The sequence below is a fragment of the Streptomyces ferrugineus genome, assembly GCF_015160855.1.
Lineage (GTDB): Bacteria > Actinomycetota > Actinomycetes > Streptomycetales > Streptomycetaceae > Streptomyces > Streptomyces ferrugineus.
This window is the reverse complement of sequence record NZ_CP063373.1, coordinates 9,539,485-9,556,215: the sequence shown is the minus strand read 5'-3', so window position 1 is coordinate 9,556,215 and position 16,731 is coordinate 9,539,485. Positions and strand designations below refer to the sequence as shown.

Genomic DNA, 16,731 nt, shown 5'->3' with positions numbered 1-16,731 from the left:
GGTTGCCGGGCAGGGCGATTGCAAGGTCCCGGTGGTCTTGCGAGTGCGCGACCAGAGCGGTACCGCTGACTGCCTGTTCCGCCGTGGTCTGCGGGGCGAAGAGCTTCGCTTCTTCGACCGGGTCACCGATCAGGTGACGGTTCCGCAGCGCAACAATTATGGATTTGGGGAGGTAGAGCATTCGACGAAAAGGCTCACCTGACGGTATGCGTGATCGGATTCGGTGGCCGTCACAGTAGCCGACGTTAGGCGCATCCCCTGCTCGTAGAGGATGTAGTCCCGCTTGGCACCCTTGACGGCCGTGACGGTACTCGCGAACGCGTTGATGTACCTGTCTGGCCCGAGGACCTCATTCAGCACGTCCTCGATCGGGTCATGGTTCAGGTCGATGGCGACCACGGCCGGACCGGACTCCCTGAGAGCCAGCATGTCCCGTGTGAGCATGTCCCATACGTCAGCGAATTCCGGGTCTGTGGCACGTGCGCCGAAGTACCGCAGCGGAAAGCAGTGGCCGTTGATCAGCCCGACCTGACGGCCACCCAGGTCGACCTTGGTGATCATGTATCCCTTGTCTGCCAGCGACCATGCCTCTCCGTCTGGGCCGGCGCCAGTCAGGCCGGGATTTGGAAATTGTCTGTACACCGCGTTCCCGAGCGGGAACCGGGACAGGACCGCCAGCGTGAGGTTGGCGTCTCCTGCCAGGTGCGAGGCGCTCGTGGGGAACGACACCACGTGCGGATACCCCGCTCGGCGCGCCAGGTAGTGCGGCTGGCTCTCGCAACGCCCGAGGTAGTCGTGAGCCTCCTGGAGGCAGACCACATCGGGCGCATGCTGCCGCAGCACCGAAGCGTAGTAGTCCGGCGAGGGGATTCCGTCGCGCTGATGGGATGCGCCGAGAATCCCGCCTCCTATGTTCCAGGTCGCGAGCTTGATGAGGGATGTGGGTTCCACGGTTTCGCCCATTCGTAGGGAGGAAGTGAGACCTGTTCCGCATACGATCTCGAATCGTCGGCGATCCGTGTGTCGCACTCTTCAACGCCAGGTGCGGACAGCGTGATTGCGGCCTGCATGCCGGTGGCAGTCGGAGAATTCAGCGAGCGAAGCACCATGCGTCGTTGGCTGGATCAAAACGGCGAAACATCGGATCGACAGTAGCAGCCCAGACCGTCCTGACAGGTGAGGCCGGCCGGGCTCCAGCCCGGTCGCACTGGGCGGGGGCGGGGGCGCCGTCTCGCAGGACGAAGTGTGCATCGGCCTCGCGCAGGATCCTTCAGCAGATCCGGCGTAGTTGGGCGAGCAGGTAGACCAGGGATGACCAACGAGGCCCTCGTGCGGCGACGTCCGAGGTGACGTCCCCGCCGACAGGGACCCGGGTCGGATGAGCGCACCTGCCGTGCCACCGCCAATCATGCACGAGCTCGTTAGGCGGCCCTGGCTAATGTCAGTACGCGTGCCGCCAGGGGATCGCTAGCATGCGGTTTCGTATAGTCAATGAGCTGCCCCGGCTCAGGAATTTGCACCACCTGGCAGGAGATGACCGAGCCGCAATAGAGATTGGCTGCCGCGTATGGAGACGTTCCATCCGACCTGGCCCCCGTCGGAGCAAATCCAGTCTTGCAGCTTCTTCTCACGTGGCCATAGCAGCCCGTGAGCGAAACTCAGAATTGCCTACCAAGATGGCCGTCTGGCTAGATGGCGCCCCTGGCCGGGGCGAGGCCGACGCGCCGCTCGGCTCATTCCAGATGCGCTCCGTTCCGCAGTCTCTCGCGGAGGGTCGTCAGGCAGGGAGCGGCAGTTAATAGACATACCCAGTGTATGGGGAACCGACGCTCGCACAAAGGATCCGATTCATGGCACAACTTTTTGCAAAGACGCTACTGCCTGAAGTGCGCGACCACCTGGAAATGACGGGCCACCTTGGCGACGGCACGCTCTCCGAGCGAGCCGGGGCGGTGGTCCGTAGCCTCGCCAGGCACGACGAGATGCGGTCCCTGATAAATCACGTGCTGTCGGACGAAGTTCAGCTCGCCGAGGTCGCGTCGCGGTCGTACTACCACGCGAACAGCTTTCTCAAGCTCGTTCTGGCGGTCGGCAGCGAGAATGCCTGGAAGCTTCGCCTCCACGTATGGCATCCACAGTCGGAGGAGGATCGCGAGCCGAGGGAGGACATCCACTCGCATCGCTGGGACTTCACAACCGCCCTGCTGCTCGGCGAGTACAACGCCCGCGAGTACATGATCGCCCCCGGCGAGGAGTACCACCACTACAGGTACACCCCGGTTCGGGCGGACCAGTTCTTCTCGCTGGAGGCCATGGGGACCGGGCAGCTTGCCCAGGTGTTCGAATCCAACCTCCAGGCCGGCACGGTCTACCACCTTGACCACCGGGTCCTCCACAGCATCGCGCGTTCCCACGACGGGCCCACGGCCACGGTCGTCCTGCAAGGACCCACTGTGGAGAATTCGACGAATGTCTATCGCACGACCCCGGCCAGCGAGAAGGGCGGCGACAGGGAGATCTATGTCGAACGGCCTTCCATCGACCAACTGCGCGCGGAGCTGATTCAGCTCCACGACTGGTTGTGACCCCAGGCCGGAGCGCAGAATCGTGACTGAATACAAATACACGGCTGAGGCTGCGGCGCGCTTCAACAAGCACGGCGTCGATCTGACCGTATACGGACAATCAGATCCGTCTATGACCGTCGTCCACATCCGTGTCGCGGAAGGTCATTTTGAGGAGTTCTACAACGTTAAGAGCTCCTATACCATTTACGTCATCAGCGGCTATGGCACCTTCTATCTCAACGACGAAGCCGTGGAGGTGAAAGCCACGGATCTAGTCGTCATTCCGCCGGGGACACGTATTTACTACTTCGGAACCATGGAGCTGTTGCTCACTGTGTCTCCGGCGTGGGACGAAGCGAACGAACGGCATGTCAGGTTTCTGGAAAAGAACCAGATTCCGAACACTCCCCGCACCTGAAGCCCGCCGTCCGACCTGGATAAGGCTGGACTCAGGCAGTGGCAGCAGAGAACCCGGGTGAGCCGCATTGTTGGAAACCCCTCTATCCGCATGACGGGAAGGTCGTACAATGAATCCTCCTGAATGGGAAACAGGCCACGTAGCCGATCTCCCGCACCCGGTCGCCCCGCAGTCAGCGGCTGATCTCTTCAACTCGGCAGTCGCGTCTTGGGCGATCGCCGCAGGATGGGAGATCGGCGCACTCGATGAACTGAGCGGGAAGGGCAAGCTCGAGGCGCGCGACTTCGCCGAAAAGTACGACCTGCACGTCCAGTCGACAAGGGGCATGTTCACCGCGCTGGCCAGCGTCGGCGTCGTCGAGCGTGAAGGCGACACCATCCTCCCCGGCCCGTTGTTCGACGACGTGTTCCGGACCAAGTCCTTCTTCCACTGGCTCACCCGCGGCAGTGCGTCGTTGTTCACGGCGATGCCTACGGTGATGAAGAACGCCAACCGAGTCGGCGAGTTCTACACCCGGGACGCGCCGGCGATCAGCTTCGCCTGCCGGGAAATCAACGCGGAGGTCTTTGACCCTGTCTTTTGGGAGGCGATGGACAATCTGGACATCCCCTTCACCAAGGTTGCCGACCTCGGATGCGGCAGCGGTGAACGACTGAGGCAGATCGCCCGGCGTCATCCCGGAGTCCAGGGGGTCGGGCTCGATATCGCCCCCCGTGCGCTGGAGGCCGCCAAGGCCGCGACAGAGGAGGCTGGGCTCGGAGACCGCATTTCGTTCGGTGTCGCGGACGCCCGCGCGCTCGAACCACGTCCCGAACTCGCCGACGTCGACCTCGTCACCAGCTTCATGATGGCGCACGACTTCTGGCCCCGGGAGGAGTGCATCACCTCCTTCCGGAAACTTCGCGAGGTGTTTCCGAACGCGTGCCGACTCCTGCTGGCGGACACCGCTCGACTGACCGATCTGCCCGACCACCGATTCCCGATGTTCAACCTGGGTTACGAAGTCGGACACGACCTCATGGGCGTTTATCTGCCGACCATGGAGGATTGGGAAGGCGTTTTTCCCGAGACAGGCTGGCGACTTCTGAGGACTCACCGGGTGGACGGGTTGACCAACGGATTCATATTCGAACTCGAATGACACCCGGGCAAGGAGCTGAGAACCGCGTGCAGGAACAATCAACAGTGGCCTCCGACCCGTACTACGAGGCGCGGCGTGCCGAAATAGCGGCCATGTCGGATCGCTGTGGTCCGGACGATCCGATCCCAACGATCGAGTACACGGAACAGGAACACGAGGTCTGGCGGCTGGTGTGCGGAAAGCTTGCCGCACACCACCGCTCGGACGCCGCGATCGAGTACCTTGACGCGGCGGAATGCCTCGCAATTCCCCAGGAAGGTGTTCCGCAGCTCCGGGATGTCAGCAGGCGTATTGAATCGCTTTCCGGCTTTCGTTTCAGGTCAGCGCCTGCGCTCGTTCCCTTCCGGCAGTTCTGCAGCGGCCTGGCGGATTCGGCCTTCCACTCCACACAGTATTTGCGGCACCCGGCCACCCCCTTCTACACCGCGGATCCGGACATGTTGCACGATGTCATCGGGCACGGGAACGCTCTGGCGAGCAAGCGGTTCGCCCGTTTGTACCGCCTGGCCGGTGAGGCGGCCGAGCGAGCCGAAAGTGAGGCTGCGGTGCAGTTCATCGCCAAGGTGTTCTGGTTCACGCTCGAGTGCGGCCTGCTCCGGGAGCGGGGAATGCTGAAGGCATACGGCGCGACCATCGTTTCCTCGTACGGAGAGCTGAGCCATTTCCGTGACGCTGAAATCCGCCCGCTGAACCTGAAGAGCCTGGCTGATGTCGATTACGATATATCGACCTACCAGAAAATCTTGTTCGAAGCGGACTCGATGAACCAGCTCGAAGACATTGTGGGCAGCTTCTGGGAGACCTGCGACGACAATACCATTGAGGCTCTGCTAGCCGAACCCGTCTGCTGAGATTGAACTGGGAGGGCATGGAAAGATGAAGTGAAGGCCCGCCGCTGGGACTTCACTTCATCTCCCTCTGAAGAGTGAAAATCTGGTGCATGGTCCGCCCTGTTCTCGTTATGCTGCACCTCACCCGTAGATGCGTCGGCGCCCGGTGTCTATATGAGAGCGCGTTGGGTCCCGCACTTCAATGGGGCAGAATCCCGATGTCTGTTGTGCTCTTTGTTCAACCAGAATAGAAAGGCGTACCGAGTTCCATGGAAAGCCCTCTCCTGAAGCAGGTTGTCCCGGCCGAAAATTTCTTCTCAACCGACATCAGGGTCGGGTGTATTACCTCCGTTGAGGAGTTCCCGGAAGCTCGTCGGCCGGCCTACAAAATCAAGGCCGATTTCGGGGCGGCAGGGATTTTGCAGACCAGTGCTCAAGTGACAAATTACAGTCCTGATGAACTGACAGGCCGTGCAATTGTCGGCGTGGTGAATCTCGGAAAGAAGCGCATCGCGGGATTCGTCAGCGAGTTTCTGCTGCTCGGCTCGTACGACGCGGATGGTGTCGTGCATCTCCTGTCCCCTGCACCCGAAGCCGTCCCCGGTGATGCCGTCGGCTGACTGGAGCAGGGCGAAGGTCTACTCGACGACGTAGCGGAGTTTGCCCAGGCCGGTTGGGACTGGAGTCGGGGTGCCGGCATTGACGTTGGCCGCGGTGGTGATGACCTCGCACGAGGTGCCGCGTCCGTCGCACCGCTCCAGGCGCCACCGGCCGCGGCCCCGGCGACTTCTCCGGCCAGGGCGGCAGCAGCGGCTCGATCAGCATCCACAAGTCGTCATCCATGATCCACGGCCGAGACTCACACCCTCCCGAACGCCGAATCATCACTCGGCTGGGCAGCCTGAGCAGCCCGCCCTGCTCCTGGCAGCGTGGACAGGATCGAGAAGACACTGCGGAAGGGAAACACCATGCTCTCCCGGGAGATCAAGATCCAGCTCTGCTATTGGTCGGGTCAATCAAGCGACTCCACGGAGACGGCGGCAGCCCGGAGACAGCTTCACCAAATACGCACCAGTCGGCTGCAAGCGCTGGCTCAGTTACACGGGGCCCTCGGAGAAGAGCAACTGGACTGGCAAGCGCGGCGGTTTCCCGTGCTCGCTGCCCTCGCTCCAGTCATGACCTCGGTCGAGGGAGAGATCACCTACCCCGGGGACCCGATGTGTCTCTACGCGGCCCTCAGCGTGACCGTTGACAGTGCCCTCCGCTCGGCGCGGCACGGCGTGGGCGGTAACTCTCCATTCACTGACCTCTGCCCGGACTGGGGGAAGCTGCCAACGAAGTTGCAGAGGCTGGCCGCTACCCATGGAGTCCGTTCCTGGAACACGGACGAAAGCACACCCGACCGCAGTGTCTTCGATCCCCGGGTATGGGACGACGAGGCCCGCGAAGACTTCCGGGCTGAACTCGCCCGATGCCGTCCCAGAGTTTTTCTGATCAGCACAGTCTCTCCGGGCCATCGATATGCCCTGGAGATGGCCCGTATGGTCAAGCGGGAAACACCTGAGTGCTTGGTGGTCCTTGGTGGACGCCACATCGACGAAACAATGCGATATGTCCCGGCTGCCCAGAGACTCTCGTTGGAGTACAGCAGCACGCTGCGAGCCATCGACGATGGCCGCATCGAACCGGTCGTGGACTTCCTCGTGTCCGGTGAGGGGCACTATGCACTCGATATGCTCATGAGGGCGATCGCGCTCTCCATGGATCTGAACCGCACCCGGGCTGAAGTCGCTGACGTGGTTCGCATGCTTGGCCTGCTTGGGCAGGCTGGTGAAAAAGTATCCGGGTCGTCCCTTATCTGCGCCGTGACGCCCGAAGAGGTACACGCCTTCCCCATCCGCGGGGATCGGTTCGATCTGGCAGATCTGCCTTCGCCCTACCAAGGCTTCGGCATCCGATCCGCTTCCCGGTCTTCCCCAATGCTGACGGGTTGCCGTCCCGCACCGCCCACATGACAGTATCGAACGCGTGTCCGTACCACTGTGACTTCTGCTCCGAATCGGCCGTCCTGGCCGGCGGCCTGAAGCGGTTCGGCCGAAACCACGTGGACAGCGCGCTGGAGCGAGTGTGCGAGTACGTGAGCTACGGGGCGGAGGCCGTCTTCTTCGATGACTCGATCTTCTGGACAGGCTCCTTCCCGCTGATTCGATCGTTTTGCGCGGCACTGAAGTCGCTCCGTTCCGTCGCACATCGCCGCGAACTGCCAGAGAGGTACCGCAGGTGGATCCGCGAAGACGACGACTTCCAGCGCCTGCAGAATCTCCAGTTCGGTTGCCAGGTCACGGCTGACCTCATGACCACCCTCCACAAGGAGGAGGAAGTGAGGGAAGTGCTCGCAGCAATGCGCGAGGCAGGCTGCACCTATCTCTACATGGGGATAGAGAGCATGTCATCGGCCGTCATGGAGCATGTGCACAAGAACATCCGGCGAACCGCTGATCTCCCCTGGAAGACCAAAGTGCGCACGGCACTCGAACGAATTCAGGACTCAGGTATCCCCACCGGCAGCTCGGTGCTCTTCGGGCTCGAGGGCGAGACACGCGAGACCATCGAGGAGACCATCCATGAAGTGGGACTGCTCATCGATGACAGCCTGCTCACACTGGCCAGCCCCAACATCCTCACCTACCACCCGGCTACCCCCATCACCCGGGCCCACGGCATGACGGGCAAGCTGGACTATCACTCCCTCCATGTCGAGAACACCCCTCCCTACATCTTCTTCGAAGAGGCCTTCCCGGGTGTTGTGTCCCGGCGCCTGACCGAAGAGGACACCTGGTTCATACACGAATCCGCCAAGAAGCGATGGGGTGTCATCCGTAACTCGGCGGAGCCAGATGTACGGGAAAGCGCATCAGCTGTCCTGTCATGACGTCCGCCACGAAAGAATCCGAGAGAAGGGTTTGGCGTGGAATCAATCCTGGACACGCTGCGCGGGGTACTCGTGGAACGCAGCCGCGGCCTTCCCGATGATGACTTTCTGCTGAGGGCCATGTGGGGAGTGGACTATCGATCTCAACCAACCCCATATGAACGCTTCATGATCTACAGCTTCGTCATGGCACAGACGGTGCGCCAAGGCTGTTGCTATGCCGACTTCGGAAGCGTCAAGGTCGGTGAACTGAGTGACACGCTCATCGGCCGTGACGCGCGTGAGGCTCGCGGCGCCACGACGGAGGAGGACATTGCGATCCTGGATGCGGCATTCGGTTGCCTGCCCCGCAACCCGCACCAGGTGCTGACGATCGACGGCCGGCGGCCGGCCGAGAAGGCGCTGGCGCGCGCCGAGATTATCGTCCGGGAGACCTTGGAGCAGGTCAGTCGGTCCGGTGGACGACGTGTCGCGCAGATCGGCGTCATGGGCAACCTGATCCATCTCCTACAGGCCCAGGACGTCAGTATCACGGCCAGCGATTTCGATCCGACTTTGATCGAGAATGGGATCCTCGGCGTTCCCGTGGTGTCCGGTCATGAAAGTGCGCAGCTTGTGGCAGACAGCGATGTGGCGCTGGTCTGCGGCGAGACTCTAGCGAGCCAGACGCTGGAGGAACTGGTCGCTGCTGCTCATGAGAACGACACGAAGCTCGTCATCTTCGCCGTCTCCGGATGTCACTTCGCCGAGGAGTACTGCCACACAATCGGCATAGATTCCGTCATAGCCGAACCTCAGCCGCAGTATCTTTTCCAGGGACCCTCGACTCTGGAGATTTACCGCAGGGACTCTCGCTGACGAGCCAGCCGGCAGGCCGTGCCGCTGTTCTCCCAGGCCGCCGATACCTTCCCGCGCCTTCGGAAGCACTCGGCATCGCAGGGACACCGCCTCTGGCAGCGCCCCTCCGAACACCGTGGGAACCACGGTGCGTTGCGCGTCCACGCCGGTCCGCGGGGCTTCGGCCACGCCGTCAACCGCAAATCAGTGAGCTTCTTGAGCGCTGCTGTTCCGGGTGAGGGTGGAGCTCGCGGATGCGGATGAATCTGGTGGGTTCGGGCCGCGGTCGGGTCGTGAGGCCGGCCTGGCGGGGCGGGGACAGCCACAGCGGCCGGGCGGTTCGGATCGGTGGCCGCCGGCACGTTCACTGCGTGCCGGCGGTGTTTGGGAGTGGCCGGTTCGTCGGTCTCTAGCCCGGTCGCACTGGGCGGGGGTGCTGGCGCGTCGCGCAGGACGGAGTGCGTATCGGTCTCGCGCCGGCTCCTTCAGCGGATCCGGCGCTTCGTTGGGCGAGCGGGGTGGATGACCGCGCTGGTGTAGGTGTCCGCGCAGGTGCACCAGTGCCATTCTCTACATCGGCTCTCCTGCTGACCCGTTGCCGTGTGAGCTGACCAGCGCCTTCAGAGCGTCGGGCCACGCGCCGGGGTCCGCGCCGTGCTGGCAGAAGACCGCGTACGCGAAACGCTCGAGCCCGAAACCGACACATGCGGTGTGCGCGGTACGGCCGTCCGCGTCGGAAATCCCAAAGGCGGAGCCGAACTTGTCGCCGTGCACGTTGAACGATCCGGCGGCTACGCTCCGCCCGGCCTCGACGGGCAGGCACAGCTCGTACTTGAGTTCCATGACTCGCTGGACCTGCATATAGCCGGCGATCTGCTCGTTGAAGAAGAATGGGTCGTTGGCGACTTCAAGTCGACCGGCCAGTCCCAGTTCGTCGACCAGATCGCAGACCGCGGAAACCATACTACGGCGCTGTTCGACGACCGATTTCCGGTCGCCGAAGAAGACGACCTCCCGCATAGTGAATTCCCAGAGCCGTTCCAGAGAGCGCCGATAGCGGGCCTCGAAGCGGAAGGTTTTCCCTCGTGTGGTCACCGCGATGGACTGTTTGTCCAGGCTGCTCCCGGACAAGTGCTGGTAGACGTGATAGCAAACGGCCGGAGGAAGGCAGTAGCCGATATGTTCGCTGTGGTCCTCGATATGCTTGCCGATATCATCGGTCGACGCAATTCCCGATGTGAATGAGTCGTACGTGTCGACGTCCGAGTGGAATCGACTGGCCGTCATCAGGAACTGAGGAAAGGCGCTCATGTACCCGGCGCGCTGCAGGGTTTCCGTGGATATGAGCGTGGGGTAATGGAACGAGTCGGCATCGAATTTCTGGACGGCCAGTTCGTGAAGCCTGCGGTCAAGCCCGAACATCACCTGGCTGAACAGGCCTCCAACGGCGTAGAGTCCTTCCCCCATCTCTGCGACTATATCGGCGTCTGTCAGCTTGGCGAAGACCCCATCGTCTCCCTGAGCGGCGTGTGGAGACTTCCAAAGTATTTCGGTCTCCAGCTGCTCTTGGGGCAGCACGTCTTTGGTGATGATCACGTCCAGTTTTCGGCTCAGCTCATCCCCATTCACGGCGGTCGAGGTGGTGACCTCTACGCCGACGACCCGCCCGCCTTCCGAAATAAGCCGAAACTCCTCGATCCCTGGTGAAACGTAGTAAACCCGCTTGGCCAGCTCGGAGCCGAGGTATTGAGGAATTTGCTTGACGAGCATGACGGTCTGGGTGGGCATGGAACTCCTCAAGTGGGGCGCGCAAGGTGAAGTTCCCGCCTGAGCCTGAGGCAGCGGGTGGTTACGCTGCGGGGGCGAGATCTGGTTGCAGTAGAGTTCGTTTTTCGAGTGGGGTGACGTACCCGTACTCGGGGTGTTGAAAAGCCTTCGACTGCGGCGTTTCAAGTCCCTTTCCGCTCCCGATCCTGGGAGGGCTTCACGCCAGGGTCGGCAGGTCCGCGGCGAAGGTCTCGAAGAGTTCCGGCGGCCCGCTGAGGAAGCGCTGGTGCGGGCCGTTGAGGAGTACGAAGCGTGTGTCCCCGCAGGCCGTCCATCCGCCCATGTGCCGATGGTCGACCTCGATGTCCTCGCTCCATCCGATCGTGGTGATCGGCGTCGCCAGCCGCTGCGGGTTCGGCATGACGTACCGCTTGTTGGCGGCGATGTCCTCTTCGAGGATGTCCAGATAGACGTCGCTGAGGTCGGGGATCGGCGTGCCGCCCATCGCGATGGTCATCTTGTCCAGCTCGTCGTTCAGCTCGGACCGGTTCATCACGAGCCATCGCCCGGTCGGTCCGTCCTGCGGTGCGACCTGCGACGAGATGAACAGGGAGGTCGGCGTCGGCCATCCGCGCCGCTCGATCTCCGCGGACACCTCATACGCCGCGAGCGCGGAACCGCAGTGGCCGAAAAAGCCGTAGGGAACGTCGAGGTAGGGCTCGACGGCGTCCGCCAGCGCCGCCGCCATCTCCTGGTAGGTGGCGAAGATCGGCTCGTTGAACCGGTTCTCCCGGCCCGGTGGTTGCAGGCGGCAGAAGTCGATCCCCCGATAGGAGTCCGGCCACTGCCGGTACATCATCGCCCCGCAGCCGGAGTAGGGGATGCAGAACACGCGCGCCGACGCCTCGGCCAGCGGCGCGCGCGGAAACCACTTGTTCGGTGCCAGGCCTGCCTTGACATCGCTCATCGCAGGTCCTCCGAGATGGCGTCGATCACGAACCGCGTCGCATGCGCGTCGAGGAAGTGTCCGCCGTCGATGACGTTCATGACGAACGGACCGGTGGTCTCCTTGCCCCACGGCTCCTGCTGCTGCGGCGAGGATTCCTCGTCGGCCGCGCCGGCGAAGGCTGTGATCGGGATGTCGAGCAGCACATCGGGTTGATACGTGTGCGTACTGAGCACGGTCAGGTCAGCGCGCAGGGTGGCCACGATTCCCTCCAACAGCTCAGGGTCGTCCAGGAATTGGGCCGGGGTGCCTCCCAACGTCCTCATGTACCGCACCAAGCCCTCGTCCGGGCCGTTCCAGCCGCGCACCTCGCGATCAAGGCTCGGCGCCGAGCTCGCCGAGACGTACAGCGCGCGCAGCATCGGCAACCCCCTCTCGCGCAGGGCATGTGCGAGCGACCACCCGACCCGCGCACCCATGCTCGCTCCGAACAGGGCGACCGGCCGGTCCAGCAGCGGCTCGACGGCATTGACGAGGTCGTCGACCAAGTCGTCCATGGCGAGGAACGGCGGTTCGTCCATCCGGTCGGCACGGCCGGGCAGCTGCACCGCGATCGGATCGATCGACGGCGGCAGCAGCCGCGGCCACTCGCGGAACATCGCCGCGTTGCCGCCCGCGTGGTGCAGGCACAGCAGCGTGGTCGCCCCGGCTGCCGGGCTTCGAAAACGCTTGAACCAGCGATGTCCGTCGGACATGGAGCTTCTTACCTCCCGGTGTTCGTCAGATGGGGCGTGCCGTGATCGGCAGGTGCTTGTAACCGGACACGAACGTCGAGCGCATCCGTACCGGAGTGCCGGCGGGCTCGAACCGGTGATAGGTGGTCAGCAGCTCTTCGAAGAGGATCTTCAGGGTGGCGCGGGCGAGGGTGTGGCCGACGCAGTAGTGCGGCCCCATGCCGAACGAGAGGTGCCGGTTCGGCTTGCGACGCAGCTGGAACTCGTCGGGATCGGGGAACGCATCCTCGTCTCGGTTCGCCGATCCGAACCAGACGACGAGCGGGTCGCCCTCCTTGACGGTGGTGCCCCGCACCTCGACGTCCCTGGTGGCGTGGCGCATGAAGTAGTTCACGGGCGCCGCGAGCCGCAGGGCCTCCTCGACCGCCGACCCGGTGACGCTGATGTCGGCGGCCCACTCGTCGAGCAGCCCGTCCCCGAGGTGCTCAGACATGACGTAGTTGGGCGAGTGCGGAGTCGTCACCGACGCCCCGAGCAGCACGCTGTAGCAGTTGGACATGACCTCGCCGGGCGCCATCGGCCGGCCGTCCACCTGGGTGGTCATCAGAACACTGATGAGGTCGTCGCCGAGGTTGCGCTTCCGCTCGCGGTAGATCTCCTGGAAGTACGCGAACAGCTCCCGGTGCGCGCCGTCCACCGTCGCCACGGCATCGCCGGTGCCGGCGTCCAGATAGTCGGGATCGTGGCCCGCGATCGAGGCGTTGAGCAGGTGGCACAGCCGCGGCCAGTCCTCCCGGGGCAGGTCCATCGCGACCCCGGCCACCGCCACGGGGAGCATGAGCATGGCCTGGGCGAAGTCGAAGGTACCGCCGTCGCCCAGCGGCGCGAACAGCTCGCGCACCAGACCCTGGATCGCCTCGTGCTGCGCCTCCAGCGACCTGGGCGTGAGCGCCTTCTGCAGCCGCGCGCGCATCCCGGTGTGCCGCGGAGGGTCGGTCACCGGAATCTGACGGCCGCCCGCGGGGTCCTGGGTGCCCAGGGTGTCGAGCATCGTTCCGCGCTCGGACGTGAACGTCTCGTGGTCGCGCAGGACCCGGTCGGCGTCCTCGTACTTGACCACGGACCAGAAGCCGCGCCGATCGTCCACCTGCTGCCAGGTGAGCCGATCCAGCCCGCGCAAGTGGGCCCAGGCGGCGCGGTAGTCGCCGTCGCTGAACAACATGGGGTCGGCGACGCCGTACGCCGCCGTGTGGCTCACCGGGCACTTGCCCACCAGGCGGGCGGGTATCTCCTCGACATCGGTCATCTTCATCACCCTTCACCGGCCTCGGCCGCGGCGCTGTCCAGCCGTCGCGAGACCTCTTCGGCCAAAGCCTCGATCGTGGGATTCAGGAACAAAGTACGCGCGGACATGGCCACCTTGAACCGACTCTCCAGCGCGGCCAGCAGCTCGGCCGCGAGCAGCGAATGCCCGCCCAGCTCGAAGAAGTCGTCGGTGATGCCGATCGGCTCGATCTCCAGGGCGTCGCTCCAGACCTCCGCCAGCTTCCGCTGGATATCCGTGGAGGGCTCGACGAATTCATTCCAGACGTTGCGCGGCATCCGGGCCGCGGGCAGGGCCGAGCGATCGACCTTGCCATTCGGGTTCAGCGGGATGTCCGCGACCGGGAAGATCCCCCATGGGACGAGGTGCGCGGGCAGTGTCTGGTGCAGGTAGTCGCGCAGTTCGCTGCCCAGGGTCTTCGATTCGTCCGCCAGGAGCTCGCCGACGGCGACGGTGGCGATGAGCCGGGCGTCGCCCGCGCCGTCGGTGTGGGCGAGCACCACGGCCCGCTGCACCTTCGGATGGGACATCAGTTCCATCTCCACCGTGCTCGGCTCGACGCGGTAGCCGCGGATCTTGAGCTGCCGGTCGGCACGGCCCAGGAAGTCGAGGTCACCGGAGTCGGTGGTGACCACGAGATCGCCGGTACGGTACATCCGGGCGCCGGGCCTGGAGGGATCGATGTCGGCCACGAACTTCTCCGCGGTGGCCACCGGCCTGCGCAGGTAGCCGGTGGCGACGCCGGGCCCGCCGACCCAGAGCTCGCCGACCTCGCCCGGCTTCACCGGCCGGAGCGCGTCGTCGAGGATCATGGTCGTAGTGCCTTCGATGGCCCGTCCGATCGGCACCCGGGAACCGCTGGGCGCCGTGCGCGACGTCCAGCAGGTCGTGTACGTCGTGTTCTCGGTCGGGCCGTACCCGTTGGTGAAGACCAGGTGCGGGTGTGCTTCCAGAAGCTGCCGGACGTGCGTCGGCGACAGGACGTCTCCGCCGGCCAGGAGGTGACGGACCCCACCGAGGCCGTCGAGATGGTGGTCGACGATCTTGTGGAAGAGCCCTGTGGTGAGCCACAGGACGGTGATTCCCTCGTTCTGTACCGTGGCGATGAGCTCGCCGAAATCGGCGTGGCCGGTGCTGGCCAGCGCCAGCCGGTTGCCGCGCACCAGCGGGGTCCAGATCTCGAAGGTGGAGACGTCGAACCCGACGCGGGTGAGCTGCAGGAAGACGTCCTCGGGCTGGACATCGATCCAATCGGGCTTGTCGATCAGCCGGAAGACCGCGCGGTGCGGCACCACGACGCCCTTGGGCTCGCCGGTGGAGCCGGAGGTGTAGCAGACGTACATGGGAGTGTCCGCCGTGATCGGCGTCTCGTCGGCCGGCTCCGGCGAGAACCGGTCGGCGGTCTCGTCGTCGACGTACAGGATCTGGCCGATCTCCGGGACCGCGTCCGCCGTCTCGCGGCTGACGACCGCGAACCGGGCGGCGGAGTCCGCCACGATCCGGCGCCGCTGGTCGGCCGGCTCGGCCGGGTCGAGATACAGGTACGCCCCACCGGCCTTGAGGACGGCCAGCAGCGTCGTGATGAGCGGTAGCGACCGGCCGAGGACGACGGCGACGACGGATCCGCCACCGACACCCGCCGATCGCAGTCGGGCAGCCAGCGACTCGGCCTGCGTGTCCAGTTCCTCGTAGGTCAGTGCGGTGCCCGCGTGGCTGACCGCCACGTCGTGGGGCGTACGCCTGGCCTGCTCGGCAACCATATTGTGGATGAGCGCCACCGGGTCGTGCTCAGGCGCGGCGCCCCGGGCACTCGCCGGCCGGATGTCGGACCACGTCGATTCGATGAACGCATGGCACTCTTCGCGAGAGCCGGCCACCCGCGCCACCCGCCAACCGGATGGGCACTCCAGCTTCGATGGCCACAGTGAGTACTGTTCCTCATCGTTGACCAGGACCACAAACGTGCCGTTGGGGTTGTCAAATTCATTCAAGTCGGGAGATCTTTCTCTGTCAGTCCTGATACGGCCAAAATTCGTCAGCACACGGGGTGCGTCCAACCGAACTCATCTGGGATGCGGCCGTATTGGATACCGATCAACTCCTCGCGAAGCCGCATGGTGACCGGGCCGGGGCGGCCGTCGCCGATCGTCCATCCGCCGTCGGCACCGCGCACCTGTCCTACCGGTGCGATGACCGCCGCGGTCCCGCAGGCGAAGACCTCGGTGATCTGGCCCGTTTCGCACTGCTTGCGCCACTGATCCACCGAGATACGCCCCTCGTCGCAGCCGAGGCCGAGCCTTCCGGCGAGCTGGAGCAGCGAGCTCCGCGTCACCCCCGGCAGCAGCGTTCCGGTCAACGCGGGTGTCATGAGCGTCTGGGAGCCACCGGAGCTTTGGATGAAGCAGAGGTTCATCCCGCCCATCTCCTCGACCCACGTGTGCTCGACCGCGTCCAGCCAGACGACCTGGTCGCAACCGTTGTCCACGGCGTTCCGCTGGGCCAGGAACGCCGCGGCGTAATTGCCGCCGGCCTTCGCGAATCCGGTCCCACCGGGCGCGGCGCGGCTGTATTCCTCGGACAGCCAGACGGACAGCGCCGACGGCCCGGTGCGCCCGCGAAAGTACCCGGGGGCCGGGCTGGCGATCACACAGAACAGATAGCTGTTCGACGGAAGGGTGAATCCCAGCGTCGGCTGGGTCGCGATCATCATCGGCCGCAGGTACAGGCTGTTGCCCTCGCCGTCCGGCACCCATTGGCGATCCTGCCGGACGAGCAGTTCAACGGCGTGGACGAACGTCTCCACCGGGATCTCCGGCATCGCGAGCCGACGGGCGGAGGCGTTGAAGCGGGCGGCGTTGCGCTCCGGCCGGAAGAGGGCGATGGACCCACCTTCCTGACGGTACGCCTTCATCCCCTCGAAGATCTCCTGCCCATAGTGGAAGACCGACGCCGACGGCGGCAGGGAGATGGGCTGAAAGGCCTCCACCCGTCCGTCGTGCCACCCGCGCTCCTCATCCCAGCGCAGAGTGATCATGTGATCGGTGAACGCCTGGCCGAACGCAGCAGTGTCGAGAGCCGCGCGGCGCTCCGCGTCGGGCGCCGGCTTTCGGTTCGGCCTGATCTCGAAGTCGACTATGGCTACTGCCCTCTTCCAGTGATTCGTGTGAAACGGTTCTTCCGATCCGTCAGTCGCGCAGGAGCCCGCCCTGGCACAGCCCTGGCCGCCGACGCACGG

15 protein-coding genes are annotated in these 16,731 nt (G+C 64.4%); 8 read left to right on the top strand and 7 right to left on the bottom strand.

All coding sequences use genetic code 11. The annotated features are described in order from the left end of the window. Nucleotides 1-156 precede the first annotated feature (156 nt). Nucleotides 157-963 (bottom strand): endonuclease/exonuclease/phosphatase family protein, encoded by an 807-nt coding sequence (locus tag IM697_RS42490; protein WP_194042679.1) that lies wholly within the window; start codon nt 961-963, stop codon nt 157-159. Nucleotides 964-1,850: 887 nt separating this feature from the next. Between IM697_RS42490 and IM697_RS42485 the strand changes: the two genes are divergently transcribed. The 8 genes from IM697_RS42485 to IM697_RS42450 all read left to right on the top strand — a co-directional run bounded on the left by IM697_RS42485 (nt 1,851) and on the right by IM697_RS42450 (nt 8,746). Further along, a complete protein-coding gene (locus IM697_RS42485; RefSeq protein ID WP_194042677.1) occupies nt 1,851-2,585 on the top strand; it encodes a hypothetical protein in 735 nt (244 codons plus the stop codon). A 22-nt stretch (nt 2,586-2,607) separates the two neighbouring features. After that, on the top strand, nt 2,608-2,985 hold the full coding sequence (locus IM697_RS42480) for a cupin domain-containing protein (protein WP_194042675.1): 378 nt from the start codon (nt 2,608-2,610) through the stop codon (nt 2,983-2,985). 109 nt (nt 2,986-3,094) lie between these two features. Continuing rightward, nucleotides 3,095-4,126: a class I SAM-dependent methyltransferase gene (locus tag IM697_RS42475; protein ID WP_194042674.1), complete on the top strand. Its 1,032-nt coding sequence runs from the start codon at nt 3,095-3,097 to the stop codon at nt 4,124-4,126. A gap of 26 nt (nt 4,127-4,152) precedes the next feature. Further along, complete coding sequence (locus tag IM697_RS42470; RefSeq protein ID WP_228044388.1) at nt 4,153-4,977, top strand: phenylalanine 4-monooxygenase; 825 nt, start codon at nt 4,153-4,155, stop codon at nt 4,975-4,977. 248 nt (nt 4,978-5,225) lie between these two features. Beyond that, nucleotides 5,226-5,576 (top strand): tRNA-binding protein, encoded by a 351-nt coding sequence (locus IM697_RS42465; RefSeq protein ID WP_194042670.1) that lies wholly within the window; start codon nt 5,226-5,228, stop codon nt 5,574-5,576. A gap of 309 nt (nt 5,577-5,885) precedes the next feature. Beyond that, nucleotides 5,886-6,971: a radical SAM protein gene (locus tag IM697_RS42460; RefSeq protein WP_194042667.1), complete on the top strand. Its 1,086-nt coding sequence runs from the start codon at nt 5,886-5,888 to the stop codon at nt 6,969-6,971. Then, nucleotides 6,968-7,888, top strand: coding sequence for a radical SAM protein (locus IM697_RS42455; RefSeq protein ID WP_194042665.1), 921 nt, complete (start codon nt 6,968-6,970; stop codon nt 7,886-7,888). Before IM697_RS42460 ends, IM697_RS42455 begins: the two co-directional genes overlap by 4 nt. A gap of 36 nt (nt 7,889-7,924) precedes the next feature. After that, on the top strand, nt 7,925-8,746 hold the full coding sequence (locus IM697_RS42450) for a Rossmann-like domain-containing protein (protein WP_194042663.1): 822 nt from the start codon (nt 7,925-7,927) through the stop codon (nt 8,744-8,746). 549 nt (nt 8,747-9,295) lie between these two features. On the opposite strand, the gene IM697_RS42445 is transcribed toward IM697_RS42450, so the two are convergent. The 6 genes from IM697_RS42445 to IM697_RS42420 form a co-directional block, all read right to left on the bottom strand. Further along, complete coding sequence (locus IM697_RS42445) at nt 9,296-10,513, bottom strand: class-II aminoacyl-tRNA synthetase family protein (protein WP_194042661.1); 1,218 nt, start codon at nt 10,511-10,513, stop codon at nt 9,296-9,298. Between the two features lie 196 nt (nt 10,514-10,709). Continuing rightward, on the bottom strand, nt 10,710-11,459 hold the full coding sequence (locus IM697_RS42440; RefSeq protein ID WP_194042659.1) for a thioesterase II family protein: 750 nt from the start codon (nt 11,457-11,459) through the stop codon (nt 10,710-10,712). Continuing rightward, nucleotides 11,456-12,193, bottom strand: a complete 738-nt coding sequence (locus tag IM697_RS42435; RefSeq protein ID WP_194042657.1) for a thioesterase II family protein — start codon at nt 12,191-12,193, stop codon at nt 11,456-11,458. Before IM697_RS42435 ends, IM697_RS42440 begins: the two co-directional genes overlap by 4 nt. Before the next feature lie 25 nt (nt 12,194-12,218). Further along, the gene (locus IM697_RS42430) at nt 12,219-13,478 is read right to left on the bottom strand and encodes a cytochrome P450 (protein ID WP_194042655.1); all 1,260 of its coding nucleotides are present in this window, start codon (nt 13,476-13,478) and stop codon (nt 12,219-12,221) included. 5 nt (nt 13,479-13,483) lie between these two features. Further along, entirely contained in the window at nt 13,484-15,538 is a 2,055-nt protein-coding gene (locus IM697_RS42425) for an amino acid adenylation domain-containing protein (protein WP_194042653.1), read from the bottom strand. Further along, nucleotides 15,532-16,632 carry a branched-chain amino acid aminotransferase gene (locus IM697_RS42420; protein WP_194050115.1) on the bottom strand — a complete coding sequence of 367 codons (1,101 nt, stop codon included), beginning with the start codon at nt 16,630-16,632 and terminating at the stop codon, nt 15,532-15,534. The genes IM697_RS42425 and IM697_RS42420 overlap by 7 nt, the downstream gene beginning before the upstream one ends. Nucleotides 16,633-16,731 lie beyond the last annotated feature (99 nt).

Bases quoted from the DNA above. Each gene is read 5' to 3' on its own strand.
- IM697_RS42445 (WP_194042661.1), bottom strand. From the start codon at position 10,513: ATGCCCACCCAGACCGTCATGCTCGTCAAGCAAATTCCTCAATACCTC.
- IM697_RS42435 (WP_194042657.1), bottom strand. From the start codon at position 12,193: ATGTCCGACGGACATCGCTGGTTCAAGCGTTTTCGAAGCCCGGCAGCC.
- IM697_RS42490 (WP_194042679.1), bottom strand. From the start codon at position 963: ATGGGCGAAACCGTGGAACCCACATCCCTCATCAAGCTCGCGACCTGG.
- IM697_RS42485 (WP_194042677.1), top strand. From the start codon at position 1,851: ATGGCACAACTTTTTGCAAAGACGCTACTGCCTGAAGTGCGCGACCAC.
- IM697_RS42440 (WP_194042659.1), bottom strand. From the start codon at position 11,459: ATGAGCGATGTCAAGGCAGGCCTGGCACCGAACAAGTGGTTTCCGCGC.
- IM697_RS42465 (WP_194042670.1), top strand. From the start codon at position 5,226: ATGGAAAGCCCTCTCCTGAAGCAGGTTGTCCCGGCCGAAAATTTCTTC.
- IM697_RS42475 (WP_194042674.1), top strand. From the start codon at position 3,095: ATGAATCCTCCTGAATGGGAAACAGGCCACGTAGCCGATCTCCCGCAC.
- IM697_RS42430 (WP_194042655.1), bottom strand. From the start codon at position 13,478: ATGACCGATGTCGAGGAGATACCCGCCCGCCTGGTGGGCAAGTGCCCG.
- IM697_RS42455 (WP_194042665.1), top strand. From the start codon at position 6,968: ATGACAGTATCGAACGCGTGTCCGTACCACTGTGACTTCTGCTCCGAA.